Below are 24,191 nucleotides of genomic sequence, written 5' to 3' on the forward strand. Positions count from 1 at the left end.
TTATCCATGTTATAACCCCTTTTCTAAACATTATATGCTTAGAAATAGGGATTGTTTCAGGATTCTACAAGATGATCAAAACTATTATGATAAATTTTATCTAAAGTATCAATTTGGTAAATAAAAAATTCATGATCAGAATATTCATCTAACCGGTTTTTCTCCTTATATTCATCACGCGCACGTTTAGCAAGCTCAAGCGAAGTGAAAATGCCAAGAACATTTGAGCTCTCACCACAATCGGAACATCCTAGATCTAATACAACATAATACAAAATAACACCCTCTAACTTAATCATTATTTAAAAATAACTATACCATTGATAAATAATGCTTTTCTAGTTAGATGCATTCGGTAAGAATATCGTTACGGTTGTTCCTATACCAACAGTTGAATCGATTTCTAACTTTCCATTATGATTTTCAACAGTTTTATAGCTTGTTAATAAACCAAAGCCTGTTCCCTTTTCAGTTGTAGAATAAAAAGGCTCTGCGATTCGTTGTAATCGCTCCTTGGGAATACCGCGACCATTATCAATAAAATCTATTCTTATTGATTGATCAGAAGATGTTATTTTTATAATAACAAAGCCTCTTTCATCGATTGCATCTAAGCCATTTTGAATAATATTAAAAAATACTTGCTTCAATGCATTTGGATCACCATACATAACTGGGATATCTTCTTCTATCTTGCACTTAATTTCTTTATTTATGAGTAGCGCTTGTGCTTGAAGTAATTGAACAACTTGTTTCATCAAGTCATCAACCTTTATTGGTTCCTTTTTTTCTTGATGTGGGCGAGCAAGAGTAAGAAATTCTGAGATAATTTCTTCAACCCGATTAATTTCACTAAAAGCTACGTTTATTAGTTCTTCATTACATTCCTTTGTAGAATAAAATAGTTGCATAAATCCTTTAATAGATGTTAAAGGATTACGAATTTCATGGGCAACTGCAGCTGCTAATTGACCTACAACGGCAAGCTTTTCTGACTTTCGCAATAAAATATCTTGTTCAACTCTACTCCGGATATCCCTTGTAATTGAAATGAAACCTGTTACAAGACCAGTTTTATCATCAAAAACAGATTTTACACTTGACTCTAAAGGAATATAAGTACCATTCTTGTTCCTAGCACGATATGAAATCAACAATGGACCTTGGTGATTGATAAGATATGTATGCTTTTCCTTTATAAGTGAAAGATCATCAGGATGTATATAATTACTTGGTTTGTCACCTAGTAATTCAGCAGCCTCATAACCTAGAATTTGCTTAATCGAAGGTGAATTATAAATAAACTGACCATCCTTTAAATGGAGATTAATGATGTCAGAAGAATTTTCAGCTAATAAACGATATTTCTGCTCATTTTTGGTAAGTACCTGCTCAAGATTTTTCTCCTCAGTAATATCTAGCACTTGCGCTAAAAAGTATTTCTTTTCAGAATAAGAATCTTCAATTAATGTAACATTTAAAGAGCCCCAGATAATCTCTCCATTTTTATGAAAATAACGCTTTTCCAGCTGATAAGAATCACGCAAACCTGTTAACATATCTCTGAATAGCTGCAAATCTAATTCATAATCCTCTGGATGAGAGATTTCTTGAACAGAAATTTTTCTCCATTCTTCTTCTGTGTAACCAATAAATTGAAAAAATGCATTATTTGCAAGATTATTATTAAAATCCTGCTGAAAAATCATTTGTGGTATTCGTGACTGTAAAAAAACTTTTTCTAATATTGATGATTCAAGTATCAAATTGCATCCGACCTTTATTTACAGATAAAGTATAATCACTACTATAACAACTTCCGACACGAATAACCATATCTTTCATAAATTTATACCCAAATGTCACCGTTTTTAGTTGGCATTCATAGACTTACTACTCATTACCCCATCGTTTCACAGTCGAAGTATGTAGATCTGTGTCGATTAATTTTTTAATTTAGCTCTGTTAAACTTTATTGTTGATTTCCGTTACAGACATTCGCTTTCCCGGGAAAAAAGCACCTTTTTTCCTAGGTCCGGGAGCCTCCTCGTAAGCTGCGCGCCTGTGGGGTCTCCCTTTGACACGCTTCTCTAAGCAGGAGTCTCATATATTCACCTCCAATCAACAACGTGTTAAAAATCAACATTAACCTTTAACATAGCCTATTTAAAAGTTGAATAATTTTATTACTGATGTTAAACGTTTCTAAGAATGAAGTGTGTGATGTCAATCAATATAAAAACTATTTTTTAGTGATTACAAAAAGTATCCACTAACATTTCTAATAATCCTTTTTTCACAACAAAAAAAGCAGGTAACTAAAGTCACCTACTTTTTCATTAATTATTTAGAATTTAGCTTGGTAGTTATCTAGTTCCCAAGAGTGAACAGCTGTACGATAGCTATCCCACTCAGCTTTTTTAGCCGCTACGTATTCATTAAATACATGGTCACCTAAAGTTTTACGGCCAATTTCTCCGTTTTGTAGCTCAGCTACTGCTGCTTCAAGGCTTCCAGGAAGATTTTCAATTCCTAATTCTTCACGACGTTCTTCTGTCATATGGAAGATATCTTCGTTAATAGATGCTGATACTGGTAATTCTTTTTCAATACCATCAAGACCCGCAGATGCGATTACCGCAAATGTTAAATAAGGGTTTGCTGATGGATCTGGACAACGAAGTTCAACACGAGTTGCCATTCCTTTTTTAGCTGGAATTCGAATTAGTGCAGATCGGTTAGATGCAGACCAAGCAATATAACAAGGTGCTTCATATCCAGGTACTAAGCGTTTATAAGAGTTTACTAGTGGATTTGTAATCGCAGCAAAACTTTTCACGTTTTCTACTAATCCAGCAATAAATTGATATGCTTCTGTTGATAATTGTAGTTCATCTGATTCATCATAAAATGCATTTTCGCCATCTTTGAAGAATGACATATTTACATGCATACCAGATCCGTTAATACCGAATACAGGTTTTGGCATAAATGTCGCATGCAACCCAAATTTTTGTGCTATCGTTTTAACAACCCATTTGTACGTTGTAGACATATCTGCAGCACCTAGGGCATCTGCATATTTGAAGTTAATTTCGTGTTGTCCTTCAGCAACCTCATGATGAGATGCTTCAATTGTAAAGCCCATTGCTTTTAATGCTCTATATATTTCCAGACGTACACGCTCTCCTAAATCCTTTGGTGATGGCTCGAAATATCCACCATTATCACTTAACTCAGAAGTTGGATTACCGTTTTCGTCTGCTTTAAATAAGAAGAATTCTAGTTCAGGTCCTACAGAGATTGTATATCCTTGATCTGCAGCACGCTTAACAGTCTTTTTTAAGACGTTACGTGTATCTCCTTCAAAAAGTGTTCCATCTGGATTTGCTGCAGAGCATAAGAAACGCGCTTCAGAATATCCTTCTTCAACTGTCCAAGGTAAAACTGCAAATGTTGAATAATCTGGAATTAAGTATAAATCTGATTTGTTAATTGGTGAGAAACCTTTAACTGATGATCCGTCAAACATTTGTTTGCCTGCTGCTACATCATCAAATTGATCTACAGTTACCGTAACACTTTTTAAAATGCCTTCTATGTCTACGAATTGTAGATGTATAAGCTCAACATTTTTCGAGCTAATGATTTCTTTAATTTGTGCAAGAGTTTCTGTATCATTTTTTCCTTTTGAAATAACCGCTTCAGCCATGTTAGATAACCTCTCATTTCAATGTCGTTTTTTATAACATGAGTTTATTATATTTAAAGATTGTAAATTTGACAAGTCTTTTTCTATTAAATTTTCTGTATTTTTATAATATTTTATTAGAAAGCGTTTACATACAACTTCAAGCATTTATAAGGGAATAAATGGGTTGAAACTTCTCTTTGATGACATATTAATTAATAGTATTGTATTTTTATGCAATTCATCCTCTAAGTGTATTCTCTTGACCACAATGACTAGTAAAAGATATATTTTACTTACAAAAAGTAAGTATTAAAATAAGGAGTGATAATATTGCTATTTCACGGTACACACACAACAAATGTTAACCATATCCACCTAAAGGTTAGTACGTTATCAAGATCGATTTCATTTTATAAAGAAAATCTAGGGTTTTCTGTACTTAAACAAACAAAACATATAGCACAGCTTTCAACTAATGGTAAAGACATACTCATCACACTAGAAGAAGTTGAAAGCACTATTCCACTTTCACATAATAAAACAGGCCTGTATCATATAGCACTATTATTTCCAACTCGAAAAGAGCTTGCAAATTGTCTATCTCATCTATTATTAACGAAGTATCCTCTTCAAGGTGCTTCAGATCACCTAGTAAGTGAAGCCATCTACTTAGCAGATCCAGACGGCAATGGAATTGAGCTTTATGTTGATCGACCAACAGAAACATGGACCAAAAATAATAACACGATTGAAATGGCGACAAATCATCTAGATGTTCAGGATTTATTAGCTCAAAAAAGTGATACCCCTTTTATTAAATTATCACCAGTAACAATTATTGGGCATATTCATCTTCAAGTAGCAAATATTGCTGATTCAGAAAGATTTTATCAACTTCTTGGTTTTAATATTGTCAATCGATATGGTGACCAAGCTTTGTTTATGTCCACAGGAGGTTATCACCATCATATAGGATTAAACACTTGGCACTCAAAAGATGCTTTACCCTCAAATGCAGATGAAATTGGATTAAAATCTTTTACAATAATGTATCCTAATGAAGAAACTAGAAAAGCTGTAATTGATCAGCTTAAGAAGCACAATATTAACATACAAAATCAAGATGATAATTATACTGTTAAGGATCCTTCTGACAATTTAATTCTTTTATCGATCTAGGCAGAATTTTTGACTATGAATTAAACCATAGTATTATAGAAATCAGATCTTACATATTGAAAGGAGCCAACTAAAAATGGCACAATCATTAGAAGGTAAAGTAGCTCTTGTTACAGGAGCTGGAAAAGGTATTGGGCGTGCAATTGCTCTTGCATTAGCAAAAGAAGGAGTTTCTGTAGGATTATTAGCTCGTACAGAAAAGGATCTAATTGATGTAACAAAGGAAATTGAGGCATTAGGAGCAAAATCAGCTTATGCTACTGCAGATGTCTCATCAATGGATGCAGTGAATGCTGCTGTTGAAAAAATGACGAAGTCCCTTGGGCCAACTGACATTTTAATTAATAATGCTGGTATTGGAAAGTTTGGTAAATTTTTAGAGCTTGATCCACAAGAATGGAAAAATATTATTGATGTTAATTTAATGGGTGTTTATTATGTAACGCGAGCAGTGCTACCTCAATTAATTGAAAAAAATGGTGGAGATATTATTAACATTTCTTCAACTGCTGGTCAAAAAGGTGCTCCAGTTACTAGTGCTTATAGTGCTTCGAAATTTGGAGTACTAGGATTAACAGAATCATTAGCACTTGAAGTTCGTAAACATAATATTCGAGTAACAGCTCTTACTCCAAGTACAGTAGCAACTGAATTAGCATATAAAGAAAATTTAACAGATGGAAATCCTGATAAAGTTATGCAACCAGAGGATTTAGCTGAAATTATGATTTCACAATTAAAATTACATCCTCGTATTTTCATTAAATCAGCCGGAATGTGGTCAACGAATCCATAAAAATAAAATGCCGATGCACATAGTATCGGCATTTTGTTTTTTTGTCGATAAATCTCTCTAAAATCCTCCTGCTTACCCTTCCTCCTACTTTTTCCCTATTTTAACAAAACAGTGTAGACAATGTAAGAAATTTACCATATAATACAATTAACAATTAACATCTTGTTAATTAAATAACATATAGGAGCTTGAGCATATGTCAAATAAAGAAGCATTAGATCTATATGATTCAAAGCAATTCCGGACTCCAGATGGCTACACTTCTGACATTGCTGTTTTTACCATTATTTCATCAAAGGTTGGTGAGTTTAAACCACCACTAATGAAATTAATGCTCATGTTAATTAAGAGATCTGAAGTTAATGCTGAAGGAAACCCAAATATTGAAGCTGGTAAATGGGCTTTACCAGGTGGTTTTGTTCAGCCAGATGAAACAGCTCTAGAAGCAGCTAAACGAGAATTAGAAGAAGAAACTGGTGTAGCAAGTATTCATATTAAACATTTTGGTGTATATGACAAACCTGGCAGAGACCCTCGGGGCTGGATCCTCTCCAATGCGCACTATGCCATTGTCCCTGAACATACGCTATCAAAAAGGAAAGCAAATGATGATGCAGAAGATGTAAGATTATTTTCAGTTGATGATGTACTACAGCTTGATTTAGCCTTTGATCACGCAGAAATTATTAGTGATGCTATTTCAATTATTAAGCATGATCTTCTACAAACACCTATTGCAAAGAACTTTTTACAAAATCATTTTACCTATTCAGAGCTACAGGCTGTTTTAAAGACTGTTACAAACGATCCAGCGATATCTAGTGATCAAGCATTTTCAAGAAAAATTAAAAGTCTTCCTTTTATAGAGGAAGTAACCGGCCAAAAAACACAAAGAACTTCTAAAACACCCACTCAGCTTTATCGTTTTGTTGAAGATATAAATGTCGCAAGACCAATTTATACGGCAAGATACTAATTTAGCTAAGCATACATGTTTACAAATAGCATTTTTTATTTTTATTATTAGGAGGTACAAAAATGAAAAAAGCGTTAATAAATATTGATTATACGAATGATTTTGTTGCAGATAATGGTGCATTAACATGTGGGAAGCCCGGTCAAGAGATTGAATTAGAAATCGTTAATTTAACAAAAAAATTTGTTTCACAAAATGATTTTGTCGTTTTTGCCATTGATATGCACGAACAAGATGATGAGTACCATCCTGAAACAGCCCTTTACCCTCCACATAATATACGTGGCACTGAAGGTAGAAACCTTTATGGTGGTCTTCAAGCCACTTATGATGATTATAAAGAGAAAAACAATGTCTACTGGATGGATAAAACCCGCTACAGTGCATTTGCAGGAACAAATTTAGATGTAAAATTAAAAGAACGTGATATAACTGAACTCCATTTAGTTGGTGTTTGTACAGATATTTGTGTTTTACACACTGCAGTCGATGCTTATAACAAGGGCTATAAAATTGTTATTCATGAAAAAGCAGTTGCTAGTTTTAATCAACAAGGACATGATTGGGCATTACAGCATTTTAAAGGCTCTTTAAATGCTACTGTTGTTTAAGATATAAATTAATAGTTTTTATAAGTAGCTTGAAATAATTTGTCTTGATAAAATATCCCCCCTCTTTCACGATCATTTATGTGAAAAATTGAACTTACTGTGGAGGAATAGGAAATATGAAAATACAATATAAAGATGATAGTTTAGCATTACACACAGATCTTTATCAAATAAATATGGCTGAATCATACTGGGAGGACGGCATTCACAATCGAAAAGCGATTTTTGAAGTATATTTTCGGAAGCTTCCCTTTGGAAATGGTTATGGTATTTTTGCTGGGCTTGAAAGGATTATTGAATATCTTGAAAACTTCACATTTACTGAATCAGATATCGATTATTTACGAAATCAGCTAGGTTATCAAGATGACTTTTTACATTATTTACAACAAATACGTTTTACAGGAAATGTTTACTCTGTCCAAGAAGGAGAAATGGTATTCGGTAATGAACCAATTATCCGAGTTGAAGCTCCATTGGTTGAAGCTCAGCTTATCGAAACTGCTCTTTTAAATATTGTTAATTATCAAACCCTTATTGCGACAAAGGCTGCCCGAATAAAGCAAGTTGTAGGAAATGATGTTGTTATGGAATTCGGTACAAGACGTGCCCACGAGCTTGATGCCGCTATTTGGGGAACAAGAGCAGCATATATTGGTGGTTTTAATGCCACATCTAATGTTCGAGCTGGAAAAATGTTTGGTATTCCTGTTTCGGGAACACACGCTCACTCTTTTGTGCAAGCTTATAAGGATGAATATATTGCTTTTCATAAATATGCACGTAGACATAAAGAATGTGTATTCCTAGTAGACACCTATAACACATTAAAATCTGGTGTACCAAATGCGATAAAGGTAGCAAAAGAATTGGGTGATCAGATTCACTTTAAAGGTATTCGTCTAGATAGCGGTGATTTAGCTTACCTATCAAAAGAAGCAAGAAAAATGCTTGATCAAGCTGGTTTCCATGATACAAAAATTATTGCGTCAAACGATCTTGATGAAGCAACAATTATAAACTTAAAGTCACAGGGAGCTAAAATTGATATTTGGGGAATTGGTACAAAACTTATCACTGCTTTTGATCAGCCTGCTTTAGGTGCTGTTTATAAGCTTGCTTCTATTGAGGATGAAAATGGTCAAATGGTTGACACAATTAAAATTAGTGGTAATCCTGAAAAGGTTTCTACACCAGGCTTAAAAAAGGTTTATCGAATTATCAATAAATTGAATGGTAAATCAGAAGGTGACTATATCACACTTTATAACGAAGAACCAGAAAACGAGGAAAAATTAAAAATGTTTCACCCTATTCACACGTTTGTAAGTAAATTTGTCACAAATTTTGAAGCGAAAAATCTGCATCACCAAATTTTTGATTCAGGAAAGCTTGTGTATGATACGCCTTCAATAGACAGCATGCAAAAATATACAGCAGAAAATCTCGACCTGCTATGGGATGAATATAAACGTGCTCTTCATCCTGAGGAATATCCGGTTGATTTAAGTCAAGCTTGTTGGGAAAATAAAATGAACAATATAAATGAAGTGAAGTCTAAAGTTGCTGACATGGTTAGTACTAGAACTGAATAATAAAATCTAGATTTTGTGGAGGGTGTGTTTATGGGTAAAATCGGGATTTATGGTTCATCCTTTGATCCAGTTACTAATGTTCATCTTTGGACAGCAAATACGATCCTACATCGATGCAAACTAGATAAAATCATCTTCCTACCCTGCTCAAATAAGCGAAGAGATAAGAAAATGCAAACAGAAGATCAGCATCGCTGGAATATGCTCGAGCTAGCGATTAATGATAATAATCAATTTGAAGCCGATGCTTATGAAATGAATCAAAATGCATGGAAAATCACAACCTACGAAACATTAAAGCATTTCAAAAATAAATTTAAAGATGATATTATTTATTTCATTATGGGTGCTGATCTGTTAATTGATATTGGTGAGGGAAAATGGGGAAATGGCGATCTTTTAGTTAAAGAAAACCAATTTATTGTTATGGCTAGAAATGATATTAATATGCTTCGGGCAATAAGTAGCTCAGCTATTTTACGAAATAATGATGATGGAAAAACCTTTCATTTACTAGACAAGGGTTTAGCCATGGAGATCAGTTCTTCATATATAAGAGATGAATTTTCCTTAGGTGGCGATCCACGCTACCTTCTTCCTGAAGCTTGTTATAAGTATATTAAAAAGCATGGACTATATCAGTAGGAGGAATTATGATGAATCTACAAAAACAAATTATGAACGACTTACATGTAAAAGAAACAATAAATCCTAAGGAAGAAATAGCAGCACGTATTGATTTCTTAAAGAATTATGTTAAAAAAACTGGTGCAAAAGGGTTCGTTTTAGGCATTAGTGGTGGTCAAGACTCTACTTTAGCTGGTCGTCTAGCACAATTGGCTGTTGAGCAATTACGAGCTGAAGGTCATTCAGCGACATTCACAGCTGTTAGACTTCCCTATGGTATTCAAAAGGATGAAGATGATGCTCAGCTAGCTCTCTCTTTTATCAAGCCAGATGATAGTATTGCCTTTGATATTTCAAATACTGTTGATACTTTTGCAACTAGTTATAATCAAACGACTAATGAAGCTCTTACTGATTTTAATAAAGGTAATGTGAAAGCTCGAGTAAGAATGATCACACAGTATGCAATCGGAGGACAAAACGGTTTATTAGTCATTGGGACTGATCATGCTGCAGAAGCTGTCACTGGTTTTTTTACAAAATATGGTGATGGAGGAGCAGATCTCCTTCCACTTACTGGACTAACAAAACGTCAAGGAAAAAGCTTACTTCAAGAGCTTGAAGCACCAGAACGTTTATACCTAAAAACACCAACTGCTGATTTACTTGATAACACACCACTTCAAGCTGACGAAACTGAGCTTGGCATTACTTATGATGAATTAGATGATTACTTAGAAGGAAAAGAAGTAACAAAGAACATCGCTGAAAAAATTGAAAAGCGATATATCATGAGTCAGCATAAACGTGAAGTTCCTGCTTCTATGCATGATAATTGGTGGAAATGAGTTAAGTGATTTTATAAGCGCTAGAGCTAGGTATTAAAACTAAGTACAGTCTCTTACCATCATACTACCAAAGGAAACGATAGAAGTTAGATTTATTTCTCCAAAAAAAGACGCACCTCTTATTAAACGAGTGCGTCTTTTTTCTTCATATTATGGTTTTGCTAACTTATCTTATTTAAATGCATCTATAACGAGTTCACACCACGTACTATTTTACTGAACAGAAGCAATGATCTGTTTTGAATAGAAAAACCGCACGATGAAAAAATAAACAACTTGTATAATGAAGAAAACGCCAAGCACAACAACGGATTCCTTAAATAAATTAAAGGAGAAAAAGTTTGATAAAGCTGTTAAAGCAACAGCACCATGAATAAGTGCTACAATAATTGGTGCGAAAAATAGAATAGCCGTTTGCTTTGTTAGCACTTTTTTTAGCTCTTTTTCGCTTAATCCCATTTTGGAAATAGATTTGAATTTTTGTTTATCCTCATCTAAATCCATGTATAGACGGAAATACAGAAAACTACCAGCTGAGATAAAAAAGACAATTCCAATAAATAATCCCACAAACAAAATGGGTGCATATGATTTATTTAATTGATAAACATCATAATCAACAGATGTAAATTCATAAGGTTCCAGGTTTTGCTGTAATTTTTCTGAAGCTTCGATAACATTTTCTTTTCCTGATGTCACTTGCCAGGCATGAAAATATACTTCATCAGCAGGCTCTGTTGAAATTTGTTCGAAATCTCCATCTGAAACAACATAATAAGGATCTACTGAAGGTAATGCTCTAGAATAGATCACTTCTGTTGATTTTAAAATATCACCAGAATTCAGATTCACTGGCTCATTTCTTTCTATATTCATTTGTCCAAAGGAAAACCCTTCAAATTCAACAGTGATCATCTGTCCCTCTTGAAGGTTAATGATTTCTTCGTCAATTAACTTGGCAAAATGGTTATAATCAGATTGCTTTGCAATGACAATCTTTTCTCCTTCTACATCAAAATAGCTTAACATCATTTGTTCTTCTGTAGCGACAATATTGTGCTTTTGTAACGTTTTGTTAATAAATGCTACATCTTCATCGGCATTTTGACCTCTATAGGTAATAGAGTTAGGATTTGTAATTTTTGTTCCTGAGGTAGACCACGCTTGAAAACCGAATAAAGTTCCAATAGCACAAAATGCAATCGTTGAAACGATTGAAACCATAAAGAACGTTCGTGCATTATCTTTCATTCGAAAAGCAAGATCTGAAAACAAAAGCATGTTTGTTTTATACCAGAAAAATGATTCTTTCTTTTTTAACCTACCAATGACAAACACACTTAATTGAGTAAACATAAGATATGTTCCAGCAATGACTAACAGTATTACCGGTACCATAACCGTGATTACTACAACTCCTTTTGCCATTAAAGCAACAGCATAGCCTATGCCTAATAATGAAACAGCAATTATCGTTAAAAAGAGATTTGCTTTTGGTTCTCCCTTTGACTTCTTGTTCCCTTTAATTAAATCAATTAATTTTTTACTTCTTAAAACATAAGAAACAAAAAGAGAGATACAGAAAAATAATAAAATAAAAGAAACAAATGATAGTAAGATAGCCTGAATTGGAAGATAAAAATGTAGGCGCTCATCGATAATTAGCACATTTTCTGCTAAAAGTAGAATGCCTTTTGCAAAAACTAACCCTAACAATATTCCACCAAGAGTAGCAAAAAATCCAATTAGCATATTTTCCAGAAATACCATTAAACGAATTTGCTTGGATGTCATTCCTTGCAGCATCAATAAGCCAAATTCTTTTTTACGTGACTGTAAAAAAGAGCTCATTGAATATAAAATAAAGAAGAAAGAAAAAACATAAATAATCCAAGCAGAAATATTCATACCGCTTGTTACATTACCATTCATCTCATCTCCACTTAAAACCGGATGAAAGGCAAAAATTGCAAACGTAAAAAAGACCATAACGGTAAACATACTACTAAGAAAATAAGCTGCATAAAGTCTTTTATTTCGTGTGACATTATTAAACGCGAATTGACGAAAGGTCATGTGCATCCCCTCCCAATAAAGAAAGTGTATCAATAATCTTTTGGAAAAAGGCTTGACGATTGTTCCCACGGTGAATTTCCGAATAAAACTTCCCATCGCGAATAAAAACAACTCGATTACAATAGCTAGCTGCTTGTGGATCATGTGTAACAAGCATCATTGTTGTTCGTTCCTTATTATTAATATATTCTAGCATCTCCATGACATCCTTAGAAGATTTCGAATCAAGATTACCTGTTGGTTCATCGGCTAGTATCAGCTTTGGATTATGAATCATTGCTCTAGCCACGGCTGCTCTTTGTGCTTGACCACCAGATATTTCATATGTGCGCTTATTCATAATTTCTGAAATACCAAGCTTCTCAGCAATGTCACGAGCTTTTCGTTTCATTTCTTCTACCTTTTTTCCTTCTAGTGTTAAAGGAAGTACAATATTTTCTTCAACTGTTAATGTATGAAGCAGATTAAAATCTTGAAAAACAAAACCCAATTCCCTGCGGCGAAATTTGGCCAATTCATCCCTTTTTAACTGATGGGGATTTTTTTCATTAATAAGAATTTTACCTGTTGTAGGTTCATCAATAGTTGCAATCAAATTAAGAAGGGTTGTTTTCCCACTTCCAGAAGGTCCCATAATACCAACAAACTCTCCTGTCTCAATTGTCAAGTCAATATCTGTCAATGCACGGTATGTGATTTTACCTTCATAAATTTTACTAACCTGGTTTACATTTAACATCACAAGATCTCCTCGATTCCTCATTTTCGTTTAACCTGTGATTAGTATAGCTTTACAAATGAATGGTAAACTATCGATTCATCTTTCACTATTCTTACAACGATGTAAGGTTTTGAGTTTGTGAAAAAACCAATCTAAATGTCGTACCTTCTCCAATTTCAGAATCAAATTCAATCACATGTCCAAGATGTTCAACAGCTTCCTTTACTAAATAAAGTCCCACTCCTGTAGATTCTCTAAATGCACGACCATTCTCCCCAGTAAAAAATGGTGAAAAAACACGCCTTTTATCCGTATCAGGAATACCTACACCAAAGTCAGTCACTTCTAGCACCGCTTCGCCAGCTTGTTCAAATATAGAAATCACAATACTGCTGCTTTGACCAGATGAATACTTAACAGCATTGTTTATCAGTTGAGAAAGGATAAAAAATAACCATTTTTCATCAGATTCAACAGTAATCTCTACTTTTTCTACCTCAAGCTTAGGATATACTTGATTTCTAATAAAAAAACGTTTATTTTCACCATTCACTTCATTGACAATCTTAGATAATACAACGGGTTTTATAGAAAAGTCCTGTTCAATCGATCGAAGTCGCGCCATATATAGTACAGTATTTAACCCGTTTTTCATTTTTTCTGTTTCTTCTCGAATATTTGATGAATCAGGTTCATCAAGTGTTTGTGCAGTAAGTTCAATAACTGAAAGTGGTGTTTTCATTTGATGAACCCATTGATTCATAAACTTATTGTGCTCCAACTGCTGATTCTCTAAGCTTTTGATTTGATGTTGATACAGCTTGTATTGATCTTTCAGCAACGAATCAAGTGCCACTGATATAGGAGTTTGTTCTGTTTTTTGGAAGGAATCATCAAGTTCTTCTAGTGGCTTACTTAAACGTTTATAGAAATTACGGCGACTGTAAAAATAATAAAAAAGATAACAAGCAAGTAAGAAAATTCCGAGAAAAACTGAATAAAGACCAGGTCGAATAGATCGATACCCATCAAGCCAATAAATAGAGAACATGACAGAAAATTGGATAAGTTGTACAACAATTAATAGAAAATGCTCTTTCATAAATAATTTCATGATCTCTCTGCCTTTGCCCATGAAGGGTTAAGTCTGTATCCTACACCTCTAACTGTTTCAACACCATCTTTAACCCCAAGCTCAAGAAACTTTTTTCGAACTCTTGTTATATTTACATTAAGTGTATTTTCATCTACATATGTTTGTTCATCCCATAACTTAACAAGCAAATCCTCTCGGCCAGCAACACGAGGATAGCGATCCATCAAACTTTCTATTATATCTGCCTCCTTCTTTGAAAGTGTAACAGCTTGATTGTTTAACATTAGTTCTAATCTTTCAATGAATAGCTTTAGCCCTTCTTTTTCTAACACCCTCTCTTCCGCTACCACAGCATACTCTCCATAAGCACGTCGAAGCTGACTTCGTATTTTTGCCATAACCACTTCAATATAAAAGGGCTTTGTTATAAAATCATCACCACCGTTTTCCAAAGCCATCACTTGATCCATTTCTCCCACTCTTGCTGAAAGAAAGATGACAGGACAAATTGATTCCTTACGAATTTGTCTACACCAATAATAGCCATCAAAACTTGGAAGATTAATATCTAATAAAACTAAGTCAGGTTTATTTTTATGAAATTCATCCATGACAGCATTAAAATCCTTCACTAGTGTTACATTAAAACCGTATTTATGTAGATAAGCTTGTAAATGCTCAGCAATTTTAGGATCATCTTCAACAATCATAATCTTTTGCATGTTCTCACTCCTTTTTCCATGAACATTATGTCACAAAAACTAGTGAATTTACACAAAAATATAAAAATCTGTCAGGTTATATGATGTCATTTAAATAGGAGGTTAATAGGAGGTTAATAGGATAAAACCTCTATCCTTTTTTGGAATAGAGGTTTATAAACTAAATAAGACTCTTTGTATTGATAGAATTCCCTAAAGAGTAAATGAACTCTTCAAGTTTTACCTCACGAGACTCTTTTTCTCCATACTTCCTTACATGAACAGAACGATTTTTACATTCATGATCTCCCACTACAAGAATATAAGGAATTTTCCTCATTTTAGCTTCTCTCATTTTATAGCCTAGCTTCTCTTCTCTTAAATCGCTATCAGCACGAATTTCCTCTTGTTTTAAACGATAAACTATTTCATTCACATACTCTTTATGAACATCATTAGAAACAGGTATTACCTTCACCTGGTTAGGTGCTAACCATACCGGAAATGCACCAGCAAAATGTTCAATCAAAATTCCTAAAAAACGATCGATTGAACCAAAAACAGCCCGATGAATGACAACTGGACGTACTTTTTGACTATGTTCATCAATATAAGATAAATCAAACTTTTCAGGCATTTGAAAATCAAGTTGAACTGTTGCACACTGATGACTTCTTTTCAATGCATCTTTTATATGAATGTCAATTTTGGGACCATAAAATGCACCATCACCTTCATTAAGCTGGAACTTATAACCAAGTTGATTTAGGACATTTATGAGAGCTGTTTCAGCTTTATCCCATAAAGCTTCATCCCCCATGAAATTCTCAGGTCTAGTAGATAGTTCAACTTCATAATTAAAACCAAATGTACTGTAAACTTCATCTATTAATTTTAAAGCTAATCCTATCTCATCTTCAATTTGATTTGGTGTCACAAAAATATGTGCATCATCTTGACAAAATGTCCGGACCCGAAGTAATCCATTTAATGCTCCACTAAATTCATGTCTGTGAACTTGACCAAACTCTGACATACGAATTGGTAGGTCACGATAGGAATGAAGTTTATCTTTATAAATAAGCATATGACCTGGACAGTTCATTGGCTTTAAAGCAAAGTGCTGATCATCCACTTCTGAAAAATACATATTCTCTTTGTAGTGATCCCAGTGTCCAGATTGTTCCCATAAACGCATATTCATCATCATAGGTGTACGAACTTCTTGATAATCATAAAGATATTGTAGCTTTCTTAAAAATACTTCAAGCTCATTTCGAATAATCTGACCACTTGCTAGATAAAAAGGCATACCAGGTGCTTCATCAGAAAACATAAATAAATCTAATTCATTTCCTAATTTACGATGATTGCGTTTTTTAGCTTCATCAACAAAAAGAAAATAGTTATCTAATTCATCTTGAGATGAGAAGGCTACACCATATACTCGCTGTAATACTTTACTATTACTATCACCACGCCAATAGGCACCTGAAACATGAGTTAGTTTAAACGCTTTAATATATTTAGTAGAAGGTAAATGTGGACCACGACATAAATCAACATATTCTCCTTGAGAATAGACAGTAATCACATCTTCTTTTGGAATATCGGCTACAAGCTCTAATTTTAAGACATCATTCTCAAACAGCTCCTCTGCGTTATCTCTTGATATTTCTACTCGTTTAATCTCAAGATTCTCAGATATGATTTTATACATTTCTCTCTCAATTTTCGCTAGATCATTAACAGTTAGACTTTTTTCAATATCAAGATCATAATAAAATCCATTTTCAATAACAGGACCAACACCAAAGCTTACATCACCATAAAGACGTTTTACTGCTTGAGCTAAAACATGTGCTGTTGAATGCCTTAAAACCTCTATTCCTTCAGGAGATTTCAGATCATATAGCTCGATTTGCGCATCATCATTAATACTCCGCTTCAAATCATACTTTTCTCCATTTACCATTCCAGCAACTGATTTCTTTTTTAAGCTTGAGCTTATTGAATGAGCAATTTCCTCTAATGATATACCTTGTGGATACACCTTTTCATTTCCATTAGGAAACTTAATAACAATCTCATTTTGATTCATAATAAATCACTCCTTTAGTTTTTTAAAATAAGAGCTTTGTTAAACTTTGCTATTGATTTCCTTTACAAGCATGCGCTTTCCCAAGAAAAAATGCAGTTCGTCTTTCCCTAGGTCCGGCATTCTCCTTCGTAAGTTCCGCGCCTGTTTGGTCCCCTATGGCACGCTTATCCCGCAGAAGTTCCATATATTCAACGCCATTCAACAAAAGTGCAGAAAACAACATTAAGCTAACATAGCCAAAATAAAAAAACACACCCATCCCTATAAAAGGGACGAGTGTGTTTTTACCCGTGGTTCCACCCAAATTTCCATCAAAAAAATATATTGATGGCTTGTTTAAGCTTTATCGCAGCTTACACGGTATTAACTACTATCATTTCATCAATACTGCTCTAAGGTGGTAAGAAATTCTTTCGTATTAGGAAGATCACAGCCTTGTCTTCCCTCTCTGTAAATCGTAAAGAAAATCTCTTGTCCTTTTCATCGCTTTTGCTATTAAATTGATTTGCAAATTCTGGTTCTAGCGTGTTTTTTTATTTCTTTTAGTCGACATGCTTATGTAAACAACACAAAAAAACACACTTATCCCTATCAAAGGGACGAGTGTGTTTTGATCTCGTGGTTCCACCCAACTTCCCATCATAAAATAAAATGATGGCTCGGTTTGCTGTATCGTAGCAGTTACGGTATCAATTACTACTATTTCATCAATACTGCTCTAAGGTGGTAAATATCTCTTTCGTATTAGGAAGTTTCCAGCCATTGCCTTCCCTCTCTGTAAATCGTAAAGAAATAATCGTGTCCTTGTCATTGCGTCATTATAATTTTAATTTAATATATAAGATTTTCTTTTCTAAGTCAATAAATATTTCCATTTTTTTCTTTACCCATTTTTGATATTTCCTGATTTACTCTCTAACCTTTGTTTCTTCAAAGAATAACTTACGATAACTTCTTAAATTCAGCAGGTGAGTAATTTGTGTATTTTTTGAAGCAAATACTAAAGTATTGTGGATTACTATATCCTACCTTTTCGGCAACTTCGTAGGTTTTTAAATTTTCTTTTCGAATAAGCTCCATTGCTTTTTCCATTCTTATTTCTAACAAAAACTCTCCAAAGTTCTTCCCTTTTTCAACCTTAAACAAGTTACTTAAATATGCAGGACTGACATGAACTTTAGAAGATATTTTTTGCAACGACAATTTTTCTTGATGATAATTCTCTTCAAGAAATGAAATAGCCATATCAACAACAGATACCTTTCTTTTCGAATTTTCAGCTTGTAAATGATGAGTTAAACTTACAGATAGATCTTCTAGTTTCTCTATAATATCTTGAATTGTATGCAAACGATAAATTTCTTGATATAAACTTGTTAAATCAAAATTTGTATCTTCAATCCAGTCTATAGCATCATGACTAGCTTTATTATTTAGTGCAATTAATAGTTTTAAAGCAATAAAATGAACATCTTGTAGTGAATGATAATGATGAAGAAGTAAACTTTGTAGATTCTCATAAAAAGCCTCTACTTCACAAACTAACCCAAGACTTATTTTTTGGAGAAGTTCTAATTCTTCCCCTTCCAGGATCACATCTAGCTTTTTATCAGAAAGATTTATATCAGATACAGAAATAATTCTTTGTTTGCCAAAAACATGACTGAAATCCATTGCCATTCTTGCTTCTTTGAAAGAAGTACTAAGATGATGTATTCCTTTATACAAATTTCCTAACGAGATTGTTAAATCAACATCAATATGATGTTTCAGCAGATTTTTAAGCTCTTCAGCGAACTTCTTTAAGAAACTATTATCTACTAATGAAAAACATGAGAAGATCATTACTAATTCATGTTGATTTTTAATGAATTCAATTCCTTGTATTTCATCTTTTCTTGTTACTATTATATCTGATAATTTCTTTATTTCTCCTGTATAAAAGGAATCTTTCTCTTCTCTATTACTAGCGATTATTGTCGCGTAAAAAGGTCCCTTTAAGTTAAGCTTTAACTCCTCGAAAAAACTCTGCTGAATATCACTTTCTGGTATTTTTCCATATATTAAATTTCTCAAAAATTCTTGTTGTAGAAGGGGTAACGCATCATTTAGCTTGGAATTCACTTCTACTTCTTTATCTAGTTCAATTGCTGCTTCTTTTACCTTCCTTACTAAATCTAGACTGTCAACTGGTTTTAATAGATAATCAAATGCTCTTATTTTGATCGCCTCTTGAGCATATTTAAAATCGTCATAACCTGTAAGTAAAATTATTTTCATAGTCGGAAATTCGCATCTAATTTTCTGTGCCATTTCTAAACCATTCATAAAAGGCATCTTAATATCAGAAACAACAATTTGTGGGTTTTTTGAACGTATTAATTCTAAGCCCTTCTCACCGTCACCCGCTTCCCCAACTACTTTTATACCGTTTTCCTCCCACGGAATGGTTTGTATCAAACCTCTACGAATAATTCGATCATCATCAACGATCACTACTTTATGCATAACGTTTCACCTACTCTCTTACTTTTGGAATAGTAACGGTTACATTTGTTCCTTCACCAAGCTTGCTACTAAGAGTGAGACCATATTGATCCCCAAAATGGATTTTCATTCGTTCATGGACACTTCTTAAACCAATGCCTATATTACTTGATGAGTGATGTTTATTTCTTATTTCCGCTCTAATTTTATTTAGATTTTGTTCATTCATACCGTGACCATTATCAATAACACGAAAGATAATCTCATTTTCTTTTTCATAGCCAATAATTTGAATTTCTCCCAATCCTCGAGATTGCTTTACTCCATGATAAATGGCATTCTCAATTAATGGCTGTAATGTGAGTTTAACTGTTTGATAGCTTAATATTCTATGATCAATATCAAAAGTATAATTGAAGTCGTCACCATAACGCATTTCTTGGATATATAAATAATTCTGAATATGCTCGATTTCATCTTCTATTTTAATGATTTCTTTTCCTTTACTAATACTAATTCTAAAAAAGGTTGATAACGCACTGATCATTTCACTTGCTTCTTTATTCATTCCCATATCACATAGTCCTTTTATTGAATATAGGGTGTTATATAAAAAATGAGGATTTATTTGTGCATGTATGACCGAAAATTCGAGTTGTCGTTTTTCTTCTTGATCTAATTTGACTTGATTTAATAAACTATTAATCTTCGTCATTAAATTCTTTATACCATTATTTAAAATCACCATTTCTTTTGGAGCATTTTGAAAATCTGGAAGATCTACATGGACATTTGTCTCATTAACACTTTCTATATTTTTGACTAATGAGCTTATCGGCTCTGTAATGAACTTCGCTATAACATTAGCAATCATAACAGCGATGACAATTAAGATCATAATTACAAATATAGTCAGATATTTAATGTAATTTGCTTTCTTCAATATATCTTCTTCAGGGAAAACAGCCGCAACCCTCCACTTGTTCACACCTAACGTATCAAAAATAACGATCATTTTCTTTCCATTTGGTTTTTGATATTCAAACTGACCTTGTTTTTCCGTTCGTGTATGAAGATAGTTGAGGACAGTTTCATCTAATTGGTATTCTTCTTCTACTGTTTTAGATTTCATATACCCTTCTTTGCTAACTAATGTTAAATACCCATTATCACCAATCAAAGATTTATTGAAAACCCTTTCAAAAAAATCTGTGCGAATATTAAACAATAAAGCACCATTGACCTGAGAATGTTCATTGCCAATTAACTTAAAAACACTTATTACTTCATTTGGACTATTTTCATTTAAAAACACATCATCTTTATGAAGATTTCGCCAATAAAAGCCTTCCTTACTTCCTTTATAGTTCTTCATATATTTATCATAATCAAATTGAATTTGCTCTGCTTGTTGATCATGTTTACTTAATGTGAAATGACCGCGATGTAGATCAACTAATACCGATTCAATCATGGAATTATGATTTAAATATATTCTGTTTATATATTCATCCATCGCAATATAATCTTCTGGAGTGATTTCTGAAGGATCTTTCGTAATGACAGATAGAGTTTTGGGATCATTTGATAGTGATACTAACTGTTCAAACACATCTGTAAGTCTGTTTTCCAGGTGATGTTTTGTCTGAAAGACCGTATCATTAATGTTTTGATAGGCATTTTCTTGAATTTGACTTGCAGCAAGCAAATAAGAAATCCAAGAGATAAGCAAAATAAAGAATATAATGACAGGTAAATACAAACTAATAATCGTCGTTTTAAACGATCTTTTTGAATAAAGCTGAATTAACTTTTTTAGCATCTCACATTACCCCACATGCTCTGCTCGAAAATCAATTAGAGTTATTAGTGCTAGAATACTGTATATCTATTAATTGGTAAAGGGGAATTTGAAGGATTTTCCAATAATGAGTGAAAGGGTGCAGATCCTATTCACTCATTATTTATTATATTAGTGTAGCTTTCCTGCACCAGCCATACTCTTTACATGTGCAGGTACACTTTGAGTTGGATGAATTTTGTTGAATAAAAAAGGCTTCCAATTGACGCTTTCGTTTAGCTTTACAACATTTGACTTGTTATGCACATCTAGCAAATCAACTTTATGGTGTTTACTTTTCCCATTAACATATGATCCACTTTCGTATATAGATGATCCCTTCCAATTTTTAATTATGGTAGCAGGATCGACTTCATAATCAAATTTAAAATAATTATTTTCTGCGTAAATCTTTGATTCAACACCTACTCCAAATGCATAATCAAATTGATAATCTGAGTGCTTTGTAAATTCATAGAAATTATTATAAACATGAACCTCTCCATAACGCACCCTTGGTAAACGTTGTGTTAAGTTTTTATAATGATTATGGTGTAAGGTAACTTTTAAATGGTCACGATCTGATGTTTTACTATCACTTGAACCAATAATGGAAACTTTATCATGATCTTTAAAGACATTGTAGGAAACTGTTACATAATTCGCTCCATTAGTTATATCTAATAACCCATCATGCTGTTGATATAAACGTCCAAAATAGGTGCCAGATTTTTGATCATGGTTTTCTCCATCACTAAATGTGTTATGATCGATCCATACATGATGTGTTCCATTTGTTATCGAAACATTATCATATTCAGAATTCCACTCTCCTACATCACCATCAGTTGGATCCCACTGTGGGAAATAATCAAGAGGTGCTTCAAATTCAATATTACGAATAATAATATTTTCAACACCACTCATCATTAAGCTACCACCGATAATTTTCGCATCATCATCTAATCCAATAATAGATGTGTTTGAACCAATATTAATAACAATCTCTTTTTTCTGATTTTGTTGTGAACGCTCTCGTGCATCCTCTAAGCTACCAGAAACTTCACGTTCATACCCCCATACATCTGGAGCATATGTAGCCAAATATTCATCAAAATCATAGTTAGGATCTTCATAATATTTTGGACCAATTGGGTTATTATTTTCATCAACATTTAACTCAATTGTATCTTCCACGTAAATTATTTTATCTATATCATTCAGTCCATTTTCACTATTATCTCCACCTAAAGCATCAATTAGTTCATCCTTAGTTGAAACTCGGTAAATATGCTTAGAATCTGCTTTAGAGCCTCCTGTTGTTCCTTCACCATATGCCGCCCATCCATCTTTTTTCCCAAGTACCTCTTTACCTAACTCTTTTGGACTCGCATCAACAGATGAAAATGTGACAAAAACCAATGCACCAACAAGACCTATCTTAAAAATATTCTTCAAATCGGTCACCCCTTAGATTGATAAGGCTATTTTCGCAAACTTTGTCGCTTACAATTCCGGAAGAAATCAGCAATGTATTAAGTATAGTGGCATCTTTTCTTCATAAAATAGTAGTTTTTATGCGGAAAATACACTGTTTCTACTGCATATTAGGTTTCATAGCAACAAGCTTGCAGAAAAGAGCCATTGATAATAAACCTCCAAACCGACTCACTAGATAAACACAAAACAGATTCTTAGACAACATCTATTTATTTAATTTATCTAATGCCATACTCGCTAGAACAAATGCTCCAACTCCATGTAGATCATTTTTTGATGTTGGTCTATTAACATAGTAATCATAATCTCCTGCAGAAGTACCGATACAAATACCTTTTAAACTCCACTTTCCATCAGTTGTTTCAGTCATATTCTCTATTAAGCCTTGATATGCTTTGTTGATATTTAAAAGATATTCCTCTTCAACGTATTTTTTTTCAATAGCACGGCAAATAGTATAAATAAACAAACTAGAGCATGAGGATTCTAGCCAATTATCATGAAGATTCCCTTTGTTCACAATTTGATACCATAAGCCTGTTTGTTTATCTTGAAAGCTAACTAACGACTTTATCAACTGCTGCAGCTCTGTTATTAATTCGTTTCTTGTGGGATGAGTTACCGGAAGTAAATCTAATATATCGATAAGGGCTGTTCCATACCAACCTACAGATCTTCCCCAAAATTCTGGAGAACAACCTGTTTCTTTATTTGCCCATGACATGGTTTTTGTCTCATCCCATGCATGATAAAATAGTCCAGTGTCTTCATTCTTCATATTTTTTCTCATAAGCTTTTCCTGATATAAAACCTGTTCAATGAGCTCAGATTCTTGAAAATGCTTTTCATACATTAATGCAAAAGGTCCAGCCATAAATAGACCATCTAGCCACATCTGATAAGGATACTTATCTTTATGCCAAAACCCTCCTTCCCTCGTTTTATTTATCGAAAAAAACAAATGTCTAAGCTTTTTTGCTGCGATTAAGTAGCGACGATCCTGAGTTTCTTGATAAAGTGGAAAAAGAAGAATACCCGCCTGTATTGAATCAAGCTCATCTCTAGCAAATAAGAAATTACCATTTTTATCTATTAGTAGATCAAAATAACTCTTGATATATTGGAAGTATTCCTGATTTTTTGTCACTTCCCAGACTTTTAGCATGCCGTATAAAAACACACCTTGGTGATAATGCCAAACATTAGCAGGTGGCAATTCTTCCGGTTTATAGGTACTCATTATGGTTTTACACGCTACTTCTGCAGAACTCAAGTGATTTACTTCATAAACTTGGACTCGGTATTGTTTCTTTTCCATCAGGACATCCTTTCTTTATTAAAAT

Annotated in this window: 19 protein-coding genes and 2 other annotated features; of the genes, 7 read left to right on the forward strand and 12 right to left on the reverse strand. The window is 33.4% G+C overall.

The features are described from left to right. Positions 1 to 56: 56 nt before the first annotated feature. From JOC75_RS05175 to glnA, 3 genes are all read right to left on the reverse strand, one after another. Positions 57 to 275 (reverse strand): hypothetical protein, encoded by a 219-nt coding sequence (locus tag JOC75_RS05175; RefSeq protein ID WP_204953010.1) that lies wholly within the window; start codon positions 273 to 275, stop codon positions 57 to 59. A gap of 63 nt (positions 276 to 338) precedes the next feature. Continuing rightward, positions 339 to 1,766 carry a PAS domain S-box protein gene (locus JOC75_RS05180; RefSeq protein ID WP_204953011.1) on the reverse strand — a complete coding sequence of 476 codons (1,428 nt, stop codon included), beginning with the start codon at positions 1,764 to 1,766 and terminating at the stop codon, positions 339 to 341. Positions 1,767 to 2,347: 581 nt separating this feature from the next. Beyond that, positions 2,348 to 3,712: a type I glutamate--ammonia ligase gene (glnA, locus tag JOC75_RS05185; RefSeq protein WP_204953012.1), complete on the reverse strand. Its 1,365-nt coding sequence runs from the start codon at positions 3,710 to 3,712 to the stop codon at positions 2,348 to 2,350. Between the two features lie 303 nt (positions 3,713 to 4,015). Here glnA and JOC75_RS05190 point away from each other — a divergent pair, with 303 nt between their 5' ends. The 7 genes from JOC75_RS05190 to nadE all read left to right on the forward strand — a co-directional run bounded on the left by JOC75_RS05190 (position 4,016) and on the right by nadE (position 10,326). After that, the gene (locus JOC75_RS05190) at positions 4,016 to 4,873 is read left to right on the forward strand and encodes a VOC family protein (RefSeq protein WP_420828001.1); all 858 of its coding nucleotides are present in this window, start codon (positions 4,016 to 4,018) and stop codon (positions 4,871 to 4,873) included. Between the two features lie 76 nt (positions 4,874 to 4,949). Next, positions 4,950 to 5,669: a 3-ketoacyl-ACP reductase gene (locus tag JOC75_RS05195; RefSeq protein ID WP_204953014.1), complete on the forward strand. Its 720-nt coding sequence runs from the start codon at positions 4,950 to 4,952 to the stop codon at positions 5,667 to 5,669. Positions 5,670 to 5,865: 196 nt separating this feature from the next. After that, positions 5,866 to 6,645: an NUDIX hydrolase gene (locus tag JOC75_RS05200; protein ID WP_204953015.1), complete on the forward strand. Its 780-nt coding sequence runs from the start codon at positions 5,866 to 5,868 to the stop codon at positions 6,643 to 6,645. 62 nt (positions 6,646 to 6,707) lie between these two features. Then, on the forward strand, positions 6,708 to 7,256 hold the full coding sequence (locus JOC75_RS05205; protein WP_204953016.1) for a cysteine hydrolase family protein: 549 nt from the start codon (positions 6,708 to 6,710) through the stop codon (positions 7,254 to 7,256). 116 nt (positions 7,257 to 7,372) lie between these two features. Next, a complete protein-coding gene (locus JOC75_RS05210) occupies positions 7,373 to 8,851 on the forward strand; it encodes a nicotinate phosphoribosyltransferase (protein ID WP_204953017.1) in 1,479 nt (492 codons plus the stop codon). Positions 8,852 to 8,881: 30 nt separating this feature from the next. Beyond that, entirely contained in the window at positions 8,882 to 9,496 is a 615-nt protein-coding gene (gene nadD / locus JOC75_RS05215; protein WP_204953018.1) for a nicotinate (nicotinamide) nucleotide adenylyltransferase, read from the forward strand. Between the two features lie 11 nt (positions 9,497 to 9,507). Beyond that, positions 9,508 to 10,326 (forward strand): ammonia-dependent NAD(+) synthetase, encoded by an 819-nt coding sequence (gene nadE / locus JOC75_RS05220; protein WP_204953019.1) that lies wholly within the window; start codon positions 9,508 to 9,510, stop codon positions 10,324 to 10,326. 213 nt (positions 10,327 to 10,539) lie between these two features. Here nadE and JOC75_RS05225 read toward each other — a convergent pair whose 3' ends face one another. From JOC75_RS05225 to JOC75_RS05265, 9 genes are all read right to left on the reverse strand, one after another. Then, on the reverse strand, positions 10,540 to 12,402 hold the full coding sequence (locus JOC75_RS05225) for an ABC transporter permease (RefSeq protein ID WP_204953020.1): 1,863 nt from the start codon (positions 12,400 to 12,402) through the stop codon (positions 10,540 to 10,542). Further along, positions 12,377 to 13,141: an ABC transporter ATP-binding protein gene (locus JOC75_RS05230; RefSeq protein ID WP_204953021.1), complete on the reverse strand. Its 765-nt coding sequence runs from the start codon at positions 13,139 to 13,141 to the stop codon at positions 12,377 to 12,379. Before JOC75_RS05230 ends, JOC75_RS05225 begins: the two co-directional genes overlap by 26 nt. Positions 13,142 to 13,235: 94 nt before the next feature. Further along, on the reverse strand, positions 13,236 to 14,237 hold the full coding sequence (locus tag JOC75_RS05235; RefSeq protein ID WP_204953022.1) for a sensor histidine kinase: 1,002 nt from the start codon (positions 14,235 to 14,237) through the stop codon (positions 13,236 to 13,238). Next, the gene (locus JOC75_RS05240; protein ID WP_204953023.1) at positions 14,234 to 14,941 is read right to left on the reverse strand and encodes a response regulator transcription factor; all 708 of its coding nucleotides are present in this window, start codon (positions 14,939 to 14,941) and stop codon (positions 14,234 to 14,236) included. The genes JOC75_RS05235 and JOC75_RS05240 overlap by 4 nt, the downstream gene beginning before the upstream one ends. Positions 14,942 to 15,101: 160 nt before the next feature. Then, on the reverse strand, positions 15,102 to 17,021 hold the full coding sequence (gene thrS / locus JOC75_RS05245) for a threonine--tRNA ligase (RefSeq protein WP_204953024.1): 1,920 nt from the start codon (positions 17,019 to 17,021) through the stop codon (positions 15,102 to 15,104). A gap of 265 nt (positions 17,022 to 17,286) precedes the next feature. Then, positions 17,287 to 17,514, reverse strand: a binding site (T-box leader). A 99-nt stretch (positions 17,515 to 17,613) separates the two neighbouring features. Beyond that, positions 17,614 to 17,841 (reverse strand) — a binding site (T-box leader). A 122-nt stretch (positions 17,842 to 17,963) separates the two neighbouring features. Then, positions 17,964 to 19,529: a response regulator gene (locus JOC75_RS05250; protein WP_204953025.1), complete on the reverse strand. Its 1,566-nt coding sequence runs from the start codon at positions 19,527 to 19,529 to the stop codon at positions 17,964 to 17,966. A gap of 10 nt (positions 19,530 to 19,539) precedes the next feature. Continuing rightward, a complete protein-coding gene (locus JOC75_RS05255) occupies positions 19,540 to 21,330 on the reverse strand; it encodes a sensor histidine kinase (RefSeq protein ID WP_204953026.1) in 1,791 nt (596 codons plus the stop codon). 150 nt (positions 21,331 to 21,480) lie between these two features. Beyond that, positions 21,481 to 22,806 (reverse strand): pectate lyase family protein, encoded by a 1,326-nt coding sequence (locus JOC75_RS05260; RefSeq protein ID WP_204953027.1) that lies wholly within the window; start codon positions 22,804 to 22,806, stop codon positions 21,481 to 21,483. Positions 22,807 to 23,053: 247 nt separating this feature from the next. Further along, positions 23,054 to 24,166 carry a glycoside hydrolase family 88/105 protein gene (locus tag JOC75_RS05265; RefSeq protein ID WP_204953028.1) on the reverse strand — a complete coding sequence of 371 codons (1,113 nt, stop codon included), beginning with the start codon at positions 24,164 to 24,166 and terminating at the stop codon, positions 23,054 to 23,056. Between the last annotated feature and the right edge of the window lie 25 nt (positions 24,167 to 24,191).

It is taken from the genome of Metabacillus crassostreae, assembly GCF_016908395.1.
Taxonomy (GTDB): domain Bacteria; phylum Bacillota; class Bacilli; order Bacillales; family Bacillaceae; genus Metabacillus; species Metabacillus crassostreae.